We start from the raw sequence: 13740 nt of genomic DNA, 5'->3' as shown, positions 1-13740 counted from the left end.
GATGCCTGAGCCCCCGGACCGGCGTCCGCCGGCTCGCGCCCGGCCGGAGGCCCGCGCCTCGCCGGGCGGACCGGCCCCGCCGCCGTGCGGCGGTGGGGCCGGCCGGTGTCACAACGCCGACCGCACCGCCCTGACCAGGGCCTGCGCACGGGGGTCGGCGGTGACGCCCTTCTGGAGGCCGTTCGTCACATAGCCGAGCGCGATGCCGGATTCGGGGTCGGCGAAGCCGAGGGAGCCGCCGCGTCCGGGGTGGCCGAAGGAGCCGGGGCCGAGCAGCGGGGCGGCCGGGCCGTGCAGCATGTAGCCGAGGCCGAAGCGGGTGGAGACGACGAGGACCCGGTCCGGGCCCGCCGACTCCTCGGTGCGGGCCAGCGTCAGGGTGGCGGGGGCGAAGAGGCGGCGGTGGCCGTCGACCGGGCCGATCATCGCGGCGTAGCAGCGGGCCAGCCCCCGCGCGGTCGCGATGCCGTTGGAGGCGGGCAGTTCGGCCGCCCGGTAGGCGTCGTCGTTCTCGTCGGGCAGCGGGTCGATCGCGCCGAACGCCCGCCGGGTGAGGGAGTCGGGGTCGCGGTAGGCGTCGACGACCGAGCGCTTGGGGCGTACGCGCAGGGCGCCCGCCGCTCCGGGGACCGCCGGGGGCTCCACCGGGCCGATGCGGCCGACGCGGTGGGCCTCGTCGGCGGGGAGGCCGAACCAGAAGTCCAGGCCGAGCGGGCGGGCGATCTCCTCGGCGATCCAGCGGCCGATGGTGCGGCCGGTGGCGCGGCGGACCAGTTCGCCGACGAGCCAACTGTAGGTCTGGGCGTGGTAGCCGTGGTCCGTGCCCGGCTCCCACTGCGGGCTCTGCGCGGCGACGGCCGCCGGTCCGGAGACCCCGTCGGCGGCCTGCTCGGGGGTGAGGGCGCGGTCCAGGGCGGGCACTCCGGCGCGGTGGGCGAGGAGGTCGCGGACCAGGACGCGTTCCTTGCCGTTCGCCTTGAACTCCGGCCAGTAGGTGGAGACCGGGGCGTCCAGGTCCACCTGGCCGCGCTGGTGCAGGAGCAGGGGCACGGCGGCGGCGATGCCCTTGCCCGCCGAGCGCACGACCTGGACGGTGTCGACGGCCCACGGCTCGGCGCCGTCCACGTCCCTCGTACCGGCCCACAGGTCGACGACCTTGTGGCCGTGGCGGTAGACGGCGACGGCCGCGCCGCGCTCGCCCCGCTGTTCGAAGTTGCGGACGAACGCGTCCGCGACCGGCTCGAAGCCGGCCGCCACCGTGCCGCGTACGTCCACGTCCGCTCCCGCGCCTGCCGCCGTGCTCGTTCCCGCGCTCCCGCTCATGCCCCCATGGTGCACGGCCGGGCGGGGTGCTCGGGGGCCGGGTGGCCCCTGGTCGGCCCGCCCGCACGGCTTGTTGACGCCCCCGTCCGACGTGCCGCCGAGGTGATGTATGGGACATTGGAGGGCAAGGTCCTGCAGAGCGAGCGCGGGGAGCCCCCCGTGCGTTCGCCCGTACAGGTCGTGCGCGCGAGGAGGAGTCGGCCCATGTCCCCTGTGATCGAGGAACGCGCCCGCGCCCGGCTCGTCACCGACGGCCCCCTGACCCGGCCCGTGCCCGTCGCGCTGCGCTACGACGCGGCCGACGATCCGGGCACCGTCCACCTCACCCCGCCCGGCGGCGGCGACTGGGCGTTCGGCCGCGACCTCCTGGAGCGCGGCCTGCGCACCCCCGCGGGGCGGGGCGCGGTGCGGGTCTGGCCCTGCGGGCGGACCCAGGTGATCGTGGAGCTGCACGCGGCGGACGGGGTCGAGGTGTTCCAGTTCGAGATACGGACGCTGGTCCGCTTCCTCGCCCGCACCCGCCCGGCACCGTCCGCGCCGGAACGGCGGCCGCGGGGCGCGGAGCCCGCGCGGGGCTGACCGGCCCCGGAGACGGCGGAAGCCCCCGCGGACCGCGGGGGCTTCCGTCCATACACGGGCGGGGTCAGGTCCGGGCGGGTTCGCGCCCGTTCCCACCGGAGCCGGTCAGCCGCTCCCGCAGCTTCTCGCCCTCCACGTCCACGTCGGGCAGCGCCCGGTCGAGCCAGCGCGGCAGCCACCAGGCCCGCCGGCCGAGCAGGGCCAGCACGGCGGGCACGATCGCCATCCGCACCACGAAGGCGTCGAAGAGGACGGCGATGGCGAGGGAGAAGCCGATCATCTTGATCATCTGCTCGCTGGAGCCGATGAAGCCGGCGAAGACCGCCATCATGATCACGGCGGCGGCCGTGACCACGCGCGCCCCGTGCCGGAATCCGGTGACGACGGCCTCGCCGGGGCTCTCGCCGTGGACGTACGCCTCGCGCATCCGGGTGACCAGGAAGACCTCGTAGTCCATCGCCAGGCCGAAGACCACGCCGACCATGAAGATCGGCATCATGCTCATGATCGGGCCGGTCTGCTCGACGCCGAAGAGCGAGCCGAGCCAGCCCCACTGGAAGACCGCGACGACCGCTCCGAGGGCCGCGACCACCGAGAGCAGGAAGCCGAGGGCCGCCTTCAGCGGGACGAGGACCGAGCGGAAGACCAGCATCAGCAGCAGGAACGCGAGGCCGACGACGAGCGCCAGGTAGGGCAGCAGCGCGTCGTTCATCTTCTGCGAGAAGTCGATGTTCATCGCGGTGGCGCCGGTGACCAGCACCTCGGCCCCGGTGTCCCGCTCGACGTCCGCGCCCGCCTCGCGGATGGCGTGGACGACCTCCTCCGTGGCGACGGAGCTGGGCCGGTCCTTCGGCACGACCGTGATGGTCGCGGTGTCGCCGGCCTCGTTGAAGGCGGCCGGGGCCACGGCGGCGACGCCGATGGCCTCGATCTCCTCGGAGACCCGGTCGACCGCGGCCCGGCCGTCGGCGCTGTCGCGGGTGTCGACGACCGTGACCAGCGGGCCGTTGAAGCCGGGGCCGAAGCCGTCGGAGAGCAGGTCGTACGCCTGGCGCTGGGTGGTCGCCCTCGGCTGCGCGCCGTCGTCGGGCAGGCCCATCTCCAGCGAGGCGGCCGGTACGGCGATGACGCCGAGTCCGAGGACGCCCGCCAGCAGCACCCACACGGGCTTGCGCAGCACGAACCGGGCCCAGCGGGTCCCCATGTTGGGCTCGGCCTCGGGGGCGTTCTCGGCCTCGGCGGCCCTGCGCGCCCTGCGGCCCAGGACCCGCTTGCCCGCGAAGCCCAGCAGGGCCGGGACGAGGGTGAGCGCGACGAGGACGGCGATGGCGACCGTGCCGGCGGCGGCGAAGCCCATCTTCGTCAGCATGGGGATGTCGACGACGGCGAGGCCGACGAGCGCGATCACGACGGTCAGCCCCGCGAAGACGACCGCGGACCCGGCCGTTCCCACGGCCCGCCCGGCGGCCTCCTCGCGCTCCCGGCCCTCGGCCAGTTCGGCCCGGTAGCGGGAGACGATGAAGAGGGCGTAGTCGATGCCGACCGCGAGGCCGATCATCATGGCGAGGGTCGAGGTGGTCGAGCCGAGATCCAGGACGTCGGCCAGCGCGGTGATCAGCGAGACCCCGATGCCGACGCCGATCAGGGCGGTCAGCAGCGGCAGCCCGGCGGCGACCAGCGAGCCGAAGGTGATGACCAGCACGACGGCCGCGATGACGACGCCGACGATCTCGGCGGCCCCGGTGTGCGGCATCACCTGGAGGGCGTCGCCGCCTATCTCCACCGTCATGCCGCTGCTCCGGGCCTCCTCGCCCGCGTCCTCCAGGGCGGTACGGGTGGCGTCGGTCAGCCCCATGGAGTCGACCTTGTACGCGACCGAGATGTACGCGGTCGAGCCGTCCCCGCTCACGGCCTTCGTCCGGAAGGGGTCGGCCACGTCGGCGATCTGGTCGGAGCCGGACCGCAGCTCGCGGACGATGCCGGTGATCTCCGCCTTGTTGGCCGGGTCGGTGACCTTCTCGCCGCCGGGCGCCTTGAAGACGACGCGGGCGGTGGCCCCGTCGGCCCCGGCGCCGGGGAAGCGCTGCTCCAGCAGGTCGAAGGCGCGCTGCGCCTCCGTGCCGGGGATGGAGAAGGAGCTGGAGGCGGCGGTGGGCGCGGAGGCCGCGCCGAAGCCGGCGAGCGCCAGCAGCGCCAGCCAGATCAGGGCGACATGACGGCGGCGCCGGAAGGCGAGCCGTCCGAGTCTGTGGAGGAACGTGGCCACGGGGGCGACTCCCGGTCGGATCGTGGGGGGAACGGGGGCGTGCGCGACCGGTCCGGCGGCATGGGGTGCCGGACGGAGCCGCGGAGGGGTCGTGCGGGCGGGGGGTCAGACGCCGAGGGCGGGGAGGATCACGGAGTCGACGTAGTCGATGAGGAACGCCTGGTCGACAGCGCGGTCCTCGACGAGCTGACGCGCGGCGAACGCGCCGATCACCATGTGCGGGACGTACCGCAGCGCCGGGTTGTCCGGACGCAGCTCGCCCCGGTCCACCGCCCGGCGCAGCACCTGGTCGAGGCCGGTCAACTCCGGCTCGATCAGGAGCTCGCGCAGGGCCTGGCGCAGCTCGGGGCTCTCGTGGACGGCATGGCTCAGGCCCCGCATCAGCGCGGCGTCCTTCTCCATCTGGAAGTCGTCGGTCCGCGTCAGCGCGGCGTGGAAGTCGCCGCGCAGCGAACCGGTGTCGATCTCCGTGAGGCTCACCGGCTTGTTGTGCCGCAGCGCCCTCACGACCAGCTCGGGCTTGGAGCCCCACTGGCGGTAGAGGGTGGCCTTGCTCGACCGGGTGCGGGCGGCGACGGCGTCCATGGTCAGGGCGTCGTACCCGACGTCGCGGAGCAGGTCGAGGACGGCGGCGTACAGCTCGGCCTCGCGTTCGGGCGTGAGTCTGCTGCGTGCCATGGTGCCGGCCTCCTCCGCCGTCCGCCGGGTCCGCTCGCGCCGTCCCGGAGCCGTACCGTCCGAATCGAACGAAACTGTTTCGTACAGGTGAACGCTACTCCGGCCGCTCAGCGAAACGAGAACGTCTCGCTTGTGGGCTGCACCACAAGTTGCCCCGTGCCCCGCGCGCGGAAAGCATGGGAAGGGTGAGCGACGACGCCGGGTACCTCCGCTTCCCCCACCTCCACCGGGACCTGCTCTGCTTCGTGACCGAGGACGACCTCTGGGTCGCCCCCCTCGCCCCCGCGGGCCGCCGCCCCGGCCGGGCCTGGCGGGTGACCGTCGACCGCACGCGGGTCGGCCACCCGCGCTTCTCGCCCGACGGCGCCTCCATCGCCTACACCTCCTGGCGCACGCTGGACCCCGAGATCCACCTCGCGCCCGTCGCCGGCGGCCCGGCCCGCCGGCTCACCTACTGGGGCTCCACCGACGTCCGCGTCTGCGGCTGGACCCCCGATCCGGGCGGCGCCGCGCAGATCCTCGCCGTCTCCTCGCACAACCAGCCGTTCTCGTACTTCTCCTGGGCCTACAGCCTGCCCACCGACGGCAGCCCCGGCGGCCGCCTCCCCTGGGGCCCGGTCTCCGACCTCGCGGTCGCCGACCTCGACGGGGAGCGCCGCACCCTGCTGCTCACCGGCACGCCCCCGCACGAACCGGCCGCCTGGAAGCGCTACCGGGGCGGGGCCACGGGCCGCCTGTGGCTGCACGGCCGGCGGCTGCTCCCGGACATCGGCGGACACCTCGCCGACCCCATGGTCGTCGGCCGCCGCATCGCGTTCCTCTCCGACCACGAGGGCGTCGGCAACCTGTACTCCTGCCGGACGGACGGCTCCGACCTGCGCCGCCACACCGACCACGACGCCTTCTACGCCCGCAACGCCGCGAGCGACGGCCACCGGGTGGTCTACCAGTGCGCCGGCGACCTCTGGCTGGCCGAGGACCTGGAGTCGCCGGACGCCGTCCCGCGCAAGCTGGAGGTACGCCTCGGGGGCCCGCGCACCGGCCGCCGCGTCCACCAGGCGCCCGCCGCCAGCAACGTCGACTCGCTCTCCGTGGACGAGACGGGCCGGGCGAGCGCCGTCACCGTACGCGGCAGCCTGTACTGGCTCACCCACCGCGACGGCCCCGCCCGCACCATCGCCGACACCCCCGGCGTCCGGGTGCGGCTGCCGGAGATGCTCGGCAGCGGCGGCCGGGTCGCGTACGTCACCGACGCGGCCGGCCCGGACGCGGTGGAGATCGCCTACCTGCCGCGCGCCAGCGGCGACCGCCCGCCGCGCAGGCTGGCCCGCGGGCTGCTGGGCCGGGTGCAGGAGATGGTCTCCGACCCGGACGGCGAGCGCCTGGCCATCGCCTCGAACGACGGCCGCCTGCTGCTCCTGGACACCGCGGAGGAGGCCGTCGCCGGAGACCTCGCCGCCGGGGTCCCCGGCGGCAGGGGCCCCGGCGGCTCGATCCGCGCGGACCTGTACGCGGCGACCGGCGCGGCCGTCCCGGACAGCGCCCCGCTCGACGCGCGCCCCGGCCCCACCGAGCTGATCCGCTCGGTCAACGGCCCCGTCCGGGACCTGGCCTTCTCGCCCGACGGCTGCTGGCTGACCTGGTCGCATCCGGGCGTCGGCCGCTCGCTGCGCCAGATCAAGCTGGCCCGGATCGCCGGCCCCGGCGCGCCCGTGATCGTCGACGTCACCGACGGCCGCTTCGAGGACGAGAACCCGGTCTTCACCGAGGACGGCCGCTACCTCGCGTTCCTGTCCTGGCGCGGCTTCGACCCGGTGTACGACGTGCACACCGGCGACCTGTCCTTCCCGCTCGGCTGCCGCCCCTACCTGGTCCCGCTCTCCTCGGCCACCCCCTCCCCCTTCGCGCTCTCCCCGGACGGGCGCCCGGCGGCGGGCGGGCTGGACCCGGTGGACGTCCCCGAGGCGGGCGGCGGCGAGGGCTCGACGGTCCTGGTGGAGTTCGAGGGCCTCCAGAGCCGGGTGACGCCGTTCCCGGTCTCCGCCTCCAAGTACTCGGCGCTGCACCCGGTCAGCGGCGGCGGGCTGGTCTGGCTGCGCTGGCCGATCTCCGGGGCGCTGGGCGAGACGTTCGCCAACCCGGCCGACATGTCCGGGCGGCCCACGCTGGAGCACTTCTCCATCACGAAGGCCCGCAGGACCGAACTGGTCGGCCACCTCGACTGGTTCGAGGTCAGCGGCGACGCCTCCCGGCTGGTCGTGATGGACGACGGCGAGCTGCGCGCCGTGCCGGCGACCGAGCCCGGCGACGGCGACACGACCGTCTACCTGGACCTGCGCCGCATCCTGCACGAGGTCGATCCGGGGGCCGAGTGGCGGCAGGCGTACGGGGAGGCGGGCCGCATCACCCGCTCCTACTTCTGGGAGCCGGACATGTGCGGGATCGACTGGGACGCGGTGCTGGACCAGTACCGCCCGCTGGTCGAACGGGTCTCCTCGCCCGACGAGTTCGCGGACCTGCTCCGCGAGGTGCTGGGCGAGCTGGGCACCTCGCACGCCTACGTCTCCCCCGCCCGCCGCAACGAGGGCCCGCCGCACTACCAGCGGGCGATGGGGCTGCTGGGCGCGAACCTGGTCTGCCGGGACGGCGCGTGGATCGTGCGGCGCGTGCTGCCCGGCGACTCCTCGGACTCCAGGGCGCGTTCGCCGCTGGCGGGCACGGCGGTGCGGGAGGGCGCGGTCCTCACCCACGTCGACGGCCGCCCGGTCGACCCGGTGGCCGGCCCCTACCCGCTGCTGACGGCGGCGGGCGGCACGACGGTGGAGCTGACGTTCACCCCGGCGGGCGGCGGCCCCTCGCGCCGGGTGGCGGTGATGCCCCTGGTCGACGAGCGCCCGCTGCGCTACCAGGACTGGGTGGCCAAACGCCGGGAGGTCGTCCGGGAGTTGAGCGGCGGCAAGTGCGGCTATCTGCACATCCCGGACATGGGCGGCTCGGGCTGGGCCCAGTTCAACCGGGACCTGCGGCTGGAGGTGGCGCGGCCCGCGCTGATCGTGGACGTACGGGGCAACGCGGGCGGCCACATCAGCGAGCTGGTCATCGAGAAGCTGACCCGCAGCATCCTCGGCTGGGACCTCACCCGCAACGCCCAGGCGGTCAGTTACGCCTCCAACGCGCCGCGCGGCCCGGTGGTGGCCCTGGCCGACGAGGCGACCTCCTCCGACGGGGACATGATCACCGCCGCGTTCCGGCTGCTGGGGCTGGGGCCCGTGGTGGGCGGGCGCACCTGGGGCGGGGTCGTCGGCATGACCGGCCGCCACCGCCTGGGCGACGGCACGGTGATCACGGTCCCGATGAACGCCGCCTGGTTCGACACGTACGGCTGGTCGGTGGAGAACCACGGCGTGGAGCCGGACGTGGAGGCCCTGCGCACCCCCCTGGACTGGGCGGAGGGCCGCTACGCCGTCCTGGACGACGCGGTCCGCATCGCCCTGGACCTCCTGGCCGCCCACCCGGCCGCGACCCCGCCCTCGTACGCCACGGCCCCCGACCTCCGCCGCCCCCCGCTGCCGCCCCGCGGCGGGCGGACCGGGCTCAACGGGCCGTCGCCCGGCGCTCGTAGAGCGTCACCCGGCGTCCGCGGGCCTGATGGTCGGCCACCACCGTGAAGTGCTCCCGCAGCACGGAGAGCTTCGCCCGGTCCCGTGCGGCGCCGCTCGGCCGCGCCGCCCCCGCCGGGTCGGTCACCAGCAGTATCCGCCGCTGGGCGAGCATCGCCGCCCGTATCCGCGCTGGCGTGCTCTCCACGCCCTTCAGCGTCCCGGACGCCTCCGGGCTCCGCGCCAGGGCGAGGTCCTCCACTCCCGCGAAGGCCCGCGGGGAGACCAGCTTGGTGTCCCGCCGCGCCAGCGGGACGAAGACCACCCCGTCCCCCTCCCGTTTCAACCGCCGCACCTCGGCGGCGGCCACGAGGACGTCGTCCACCCGGCTCGACCAGGACCGCTTGGCCAGCGACTGCGGCAGCAGCGCCGCCACCGCCAGGGCGACCGCCACGGGGGCGATCCACGGCGCGGCACGCGGGCGGCGGCCCTCCGCCGCCCGGACCGCCGCGTCGACGGCCGTGCCGATCAGCAGGGCCAGGCCGAGCAGGCTGCAGAGGATGTAGACGACGTGGAGGAGGCGCACCCGGTCTTCCGGATGCGCCTCCCGAAGTGACGCGCGCGCACGCGCGCGGCGCAGCGCGCGGGCGTCACACCTGGGCGACCGTCAGCGGTCGAAGCGCTCGCGCGCCCGGTCCGCCGCGTCCTGGGCGCGGTCCCGCGCGTTCGAGGAGGCGTCCTTCTCCTCGTCGCGGGAGCCGGCGGCCCGGTCCTTGCCCTGGCCGGCCTTCTGCTTGGCCTGGTCGGCGAGTTCCTGCGCCTTGTCCTTGAACTGGTCGGCGATGCCCATGCTGTTCACTCCTGCGGTATGCGTGGGGTACGAGGGGGGCGGCCCCCTGCGGGGCCTCGCTCAGCCTCGCACGCCCCGACATACCGCGCATTTCGTACCGTCACGTACGGTCAACGAGCCCCGCGCGGGCGTCCTGGTCCGCCTGCCCGCCGGCCCCCACCAGCCCCTTGGGCACGGTCTGGAGCCGCGACCCGAAGCGCCGCATCTCGCGCTGCCCGACCACTCCGATGAGGGAGGGCAGGTAGCCGCGCACCGACTGCATCCCCCGCAGCCACCACTGGGCGTACACGTGCGGCGAGCGCCGCTCGATCCCGTCCACGATCCGGTCGACGGCCGGGCCGAGCGGGTAGGTGCGGTTCGCCGGCCACGGCAGCCGGCCGCGCAGCTCGCGCATCACGTCGTCCTGGTCGGCGCCGCGCACCATGTCGGTGTCGGTCCAGGAGAGGTAGCCGACCCCCACCCGGACGCCCCGGTGGCCGACCTCGGCCCGCAGGCTGTGCGCGAACGCCTCGACGCCCGACTTGGACGCGCAGTACGCGGTCATCATCGGCGCCGGGGTGATCGCGGCCAGCGACGCTATCTGGAGGAAGTAGCCCCGGCTCTCCATCAGCACCGGCAGGAAGGCCCGCCCGGTGACCGCGCCGCCGATGAGGTTGACCTCGATGACCCGCCGCCAGGCGTCCGGGTCCGAGTCGACGAAGGGACCGCCCGCGGCGACGCCCGCGTTGGCGACGACGACGTCGACCCGGCCGAAGCGCTCCTTCACCTCGCGGGCCACCCGCGCCATCGCCTCGTGGTCGGTGACGTCGGCGAACCAGTGGTCGCTCTCCCCGTGCAGCCGCTCGGACACCTGCTTCAACTCGTCCGGCTCCAGGCCGACCAGCGCCAGCGTCGCCCCGCGCGCGGACAGCTTGCGGGCCAGCAGCTCGCCCACCCCGCGGGCCGCCCCGGTGACGACGACGACCTGGCCCCTCAGACTCCGCCTGCTGCTCATGCGACATCCTCCTTCTGCACCGTGGCGGCCCCCTGGGCCCCCCTGCCCACGTACCGGAGCGCCAGCTCCCTGATCTTCGCCGTGACGGCCTCGGGGGCCTCCAACGGCGTCATGTGCCCGATGCCGGTCAGCTCGGTCAGTCCGAGGCCGATCGGCAGGGCGGCCGCGATGGACCGTGCGTGCACCGACGGGGTCAGCCGGTCGTCCGCACCGGCGAGCACCGCGGTCGGCACCCGCAGCGCGCGCACCCCCGCCGCGAGGTCCAGCCCGCCGAGCACGTGCGCCCACCCCACCCGCGCGCGGCGCGGGCAGGCGTGCACGATCCGGGCGCACGCGTCGACCCGGTCCGGAGCCGAACCGGTCCCCATGGTGGCGTACTTGAGGACCTTCCGGGAAAGCGGGCCGACCGGCCCGAGCGGCGCCCGCGCGCCCAGGACGGCGGTGGTGAGCCGGGTCCGGAGCGCCCCCGCGCGGAGCGGGAGGACCAGGGCCTCGGCGGTCAGCCGCGTACTGCCGGTGGAGCAGAGCAGCGCGGCGGCGGCGTGCTCGCGCAGTCCGGGGCGCTCGGCCGCGGCCATCAGCGTCATCCCGCCCATCGAGTGACCCGCGAGCACCGCTCCGCGCCCCGGTTCGAGTGTCGCGGCGAGCACCGCTTCGAGGTCGTCGGCCAGCGCGTGCGTGCTGTAGCCGCCGGGTCCGGGCTCGGGGCTGCGCCCGTGGCCGCGCTGGTCGTACGCGATGACCCGGTGGTCGGCCGCGAGGTCGCGGATCTGGGCGTCCCAGAAGCGGGTGCTGCACGTCCAGCCGTGGGCCAGGACCACCGCGGGGGCGTCCTCGGGGCCGTGCAGTTCGACGTGGAGGCGCGCGCCGTCCGCGGAGCGCGCGGTCAGCTCGGCCGCGGGCGTCGGCGGGACGTCGGCGCGGTACGGGGTGCGCGTCATCGTGCGGCCTCCTCGGCGACGGGCTCCCCGCTCCGCCCGGCGGCGCCCGCGCGGGCGCTCCGGCCGGCCTGCTCCGGGATGCGCCCGGCCGCGTCGAGCCGCCGGGGCCCGCCCGCCGCGCCGGCGCGGACGACGTCGTACTCCCCGAGGTCCACCGACCGCGTCTGCCGACGGAACTCGCTCGTGGTGCCGGGCCAGACCGTGGTGTTGCGGCCCTCCGCGTCCAGGTACCAGCTCGTGCAGCCACCGGTGTTCCACACGGTGCGCCGCATCCGCTCCTGGACGCGGTCGTTCCAGGCGGTGACCGCGGCGGGCCGCGCGTCGAGGGCGGCGCGGCCGCCCAGCACGTCCAACTGCCGCAGGTAGTCGGCCATGTAGTTGAGCTGGGACTCGATCATCAGGATCATCGAGGAGTTGCCGAGCCCGGTGTTGGGCCCGATGATCGTCATCCAGTTGGGGAACCCGGCGGCCGTCGCGCCGCGCAGCGAGTTCATCCCGTCCTTCCAGGTCTCGGCGAGGGTGATCCCCTGCTTCCCGACGACCCGCTCGGCGATCGGCATGTCCGTCACGTGGAAGCCGGTGCCGAAGATGATCGCGTCGACCTCGGCCTCGCTGCCGTCGGCGGCGACGACGGTGGAGCCGCGCACCTCGCTGAGCCCGGAGGCCACGACGTCCACGTTGGGCCGGGCCAGCGCCGGGTAGTACGTGCTGGAGAGCAGGATGCGCTTGCAGCCGATGCGGTACGAGGGCGTCAGCTTGGCCCGCAGCGCCGGGTCCTTGATCGCCCGCGCCATGTTGGCCTTGGCCAGCGTCTCCACCAGGCCCAGTTGGTCGGGGTGCTTGGTGAAGGCGCTGACCTGCAGCTCCCGGATGCCCCACAGCAGTCCGCGGCGGGCGGTGCCGGTGGCGGGGAGCGCGCGGTGCAGCGTGCGCTCGATCTTGCTGATGGTGCGGTCCACCCGCGGCATGACCCAGGGCGGGGTGCGCTGGAAGAGGGTGACCCGGCCCGCCTTCGGCTGGATCGCCGGCACGATCTGGATGGCGGAGGCGCCCGTCCCGACCATGGCGACGCGCTTGCCGGTCAGGTCGTAGTCGTGGTCCCAGCGCGCGGAGTGGAAGACCGCGCCGGGGAAGGAGTCGAGCCCCGGTATGTCGGGCGTCTTGGGGTCGGAGAGCGGACCGGTGGCGGAGACGACGACGTCGGCGCGCAGGGTGGCGCCGTTCACGCACTCGATCACCCAGTACAGGTTCTCCTTGTCCCAGCTCATCAGCTTCACCTCGTGGTTCAGCCGGATGTGCGGGCGCAGCCCGAAGGTGTCGGCGACGCCCTCCAGGTAGGCGCGGATGTGCTCCTGCCCGGAGAAGGTGCGCGGCCAGTCCGGGTTGGGGGCGAAGGAGAACGAGTAGAGGTGGGACGGCACGTCGCAGGCGCACCCCGGATAGCTGTTGTCGCGCCAGGTGCCGCCCACGGAGCCGGCCCGCTCCAGGACGACGAAATCGGTGATGCCTTCGCGGCGCAGGCGGACGGCGGCCCCCAGGCCCCCGAATCCGGTTCCGACCACCGCCACACGTACGTGCTCCTGCTGGGCCATGCTGCCGCCTCCCGCGGTACGTCACACGACTCTGCCAGCAATCACTGGCATTGTTCGGAGAGTAGAGCAGCCGCGTACTGATGGGTAGGGGGCGAACCGAGGAAAGTTACTGGCGGTACAACATAGGGTGCCCCTGTGGCCGAAGGACGCGAGCACCGCGAATACCGCATGGAGGAGCTGGCCCGACTGGCCGGCATCCCCGTGCGGACCCTGCGCTTCTACCGGGAGCGCGGACTGATCCCGCCGCCCCGCCGCGAGGGCCGCATCGCCTGGTACGACGACCACCACCTGGCCCGGCTGCGCACGATCACCGGCCTGCTGGAGCGCGGCCACACCCTCAACGGCATCGCGGACCTGGCCGCCACCTTCGAGAGCGGCCGCGACGTCGCCGAGGTGCTGGGCCTGGGCGAACCCACCGAGGAGACCCCGGTCCGCCTCACCCCCGAGCAGCTCGCGGACTACTTCGAGGGCGAGGTCACCCCGGAGAACCTGGCCACCGCGCTGGACCTGGGCTATCTCGCCACCGACGGGGACGAGATCGTCCACATCAGCCGCCGCCTGCTGGAGGTCTCGGCGGAACTCGTACGGGAAGGGGTGCCGCTGTCCACGGTGCTCTCCTCGGGCCGCCGCGTCCGCGAGCACGCGGACGCGCTCGCGGAGATCTTCGTACGCGTACTCCATGCCCACGCGGCGGAGACCGAACCCGCCCAACTGCGACCGCTGGCCCGCGCGGTGGTGGACGCGGAGCTCTCCATGGCGCTGGACCGCCGGCTGCGCCGCGAGGACGGCACGCAGCCGCCGCGGTCCGGATGAGCCCCGGGCCGGGGGGGGGGGGGGGGGGGGGGGGGGGGGGTGGGAGGGGGGGGGGGGGGGGGGGGGGGGGAAGGGAGGGGGGGGGGGGGGGGTGTCCCCCCCCTC

At 74.9% G+C, this 13740-nt stretch carries 11 protein-coding genes; 3 read left to right on the top strand and 8 right to left on the bottom strand.

Annotated elements, in window-relative coordinates:
* Nucleotides 1–108: 108 nt before the first annotated feature.
* Nucleotides 109–1275: a serine hydrolase domain-containing protein gene (locus tag ACZ6EJ_RS19150; RefSeq protein WP_469268556.1), complete on the bottom strand. Its 1167-nt coding sequence runs from the start codon at nucleotides 1273–1275 to the stop codon at nucleotides 109–111.
* A gap of 252 nt (nucleotides 1276–1527) precedes the next feature.
* Here ACZ6EJ_RS19150 and ACZ6EJ_RS19145 point away from each other — a divergent pair, with 252 nt between their 5' ends.
* The gene (locus ACZ6EJ_RS19145; protein WP_469268489.1) at nucleotides 1528–1902 is read left to right on the top strand and encodes an SsgA family sporulation/cell division regulator; all 375 of its coding nucleotides are present in this window, start codon (nucleotides 1528–1530) and stop codon (nucleotides 1900–1902) included.
* A gap of 64 nt (nucleotides 1903–1966) precedes the next feature.
* Here ACZ6EJ_RS19145 and ACZ6EJ_RS19140 read toward each other — a convergent pair whose 3' ends face one another.
* Nucleotides 1967–4168, bottom strand: a complete 2202-nt coding sequence (locus ACZ6EJ_RS19140) for an MMPL family transporter (protein WP_469268488.1) — start codon at nucleotides 4166–4168, stop codon at nucleotides 1967–1969.
* 105 nt (nucleotides 4169–4273) lie between these two features.
* Nucleotides 4274–4846 carry a TetR/AcrR family transcriptional regulator gene (locus tag ACZ6EJ_RS19135; protein ID WP_469268486.1) on the bottom strand — a complete coding sequence of 191 codons (573 nt, stop codon included), beginning with the start codon at nucleotides 4844–4846 and terminating at the stop codon, nucleotides 4274–4276.
* A 185-nt stretch (nucleotides 4847–5031) separates the two neighbouring features.
* On the opposite strand from ACZ6EJ_RS19135, the gene ACZ6EJ_RS19130 reads away from it, so the two are divergent.
* A complete protein-coding gene (locus ACZ6EJ_RS19130; RefSeq protein WP_469268485.1) occupies nucleotides 5032–8514 on the top strand; it encodes a S41 family peptidase in 3483 nt (1160 codons plus the stop codon).
* Here the strand turns inward: ACZ6EJ_RS19130 and ACZ6EJ_RS19125 are convergent.
* From ACZ6EJ_RS19125 to ACZ6EJ_RS19105, 5 genes are all read right to left on the bottom strand, one after another.
* A complete protein-coding gene (locus ACZ6EJ_RS19125) occupies nucleotides 8441–9031 on the bottom strand; it encodes a hypothetical protein (protein WP_469268483.1) in 591 nt (196 codons plus the stop codon). The two genes, ACZ6EJ_RS19130 and ACZ6EJ_RS19125, sit on opposite strands and share 74 nt — an antisense overlap.
* An 81-nt stretch (nucleotides 9032–9112) precedes the next feature.
* The gene (locus ACZ6EJ_RS19120) at nucleotides 9113–9295 is read right to left on the bottom strand and encodes a hypothetical protein (RefSeq protein WP_469268482.1); all 183 of its coding nucleotides are present in this window, start codon (nucleotides 9293–9295) and stop codon (nucleotides 9113–9115) included.
* Nucleotides 9296–9395: 100 nt separating this feature from the next.
* The gene (locus tag ACZ6EJ_RS19115; protein WP_469268481.1) at nucleotides 9396–10289 is read right to left on the bottom strand and encodes an SDR family oxidoreductase; all 894 of its coding nucleotides are present in this window, start codon (nucleotides 10287–10289) and stop codon (nucleotides 9396–9398) included.
* Nucleotides 10286–11230: an alpha/beta fold hydrolase gene (locus tag ACZ6EJ_RS19110; protein WP_469268480.1), complete on the bottom strand. Its 945-nt coding sequence runs from the start codon at nucleotides 11228–11230 to the stop codon at nucleotides 10286–10288. Before ACZ6EJ_RS19110 ends, ACZ6EJ_RS19115 begins: the two co-directional genes overlap by 4 nt.
* Nucleotides 11227–12822, bottom strand: a complete 1596-nt coding sequence (locus ACZ6EJ_RS19105; RefSeq protein WP_469268479.1) for a flavin-containing monooxygenase — start codon at nucleotides 12820–12822, stop codon at nucleotides 11227–11229. Before ACZ6EJ_RS19105 ends, ACZ6EJ_RS19110 begins: the two co-directional genes overlap by 4 nt.
* A 168-nt stretch (nucleotides 12823–12990) precedes the next feature.
* On the opposite strand from ACZ6EJ_RS19105, the gene ACZ6EJ_RS19100 reads away from it, so the two are divergent.
* Nucleotides 12991–13635, top strand: coding sequence for a MerR family transcriptional regulator (locus tag ACZ6EJ_RS19100; protein ID WP_469268554.1), 645 nt, complete (start codon nucleotides 12991–12993; stop codon nucleotides 13633–13635).
* The last annotated feature ends 105 nt before the right edge of the window (nucleotides 13636–13740 follow it).

It is taken from the genome of Streptomyces sp. NPDC041970 (assembly GCF_055588985.1).
The sequence above is the reverse complement of the archived record's forward strand: the minus strand, read 5'-3'. Positions and strand labels throughout refer to the sequence as shown.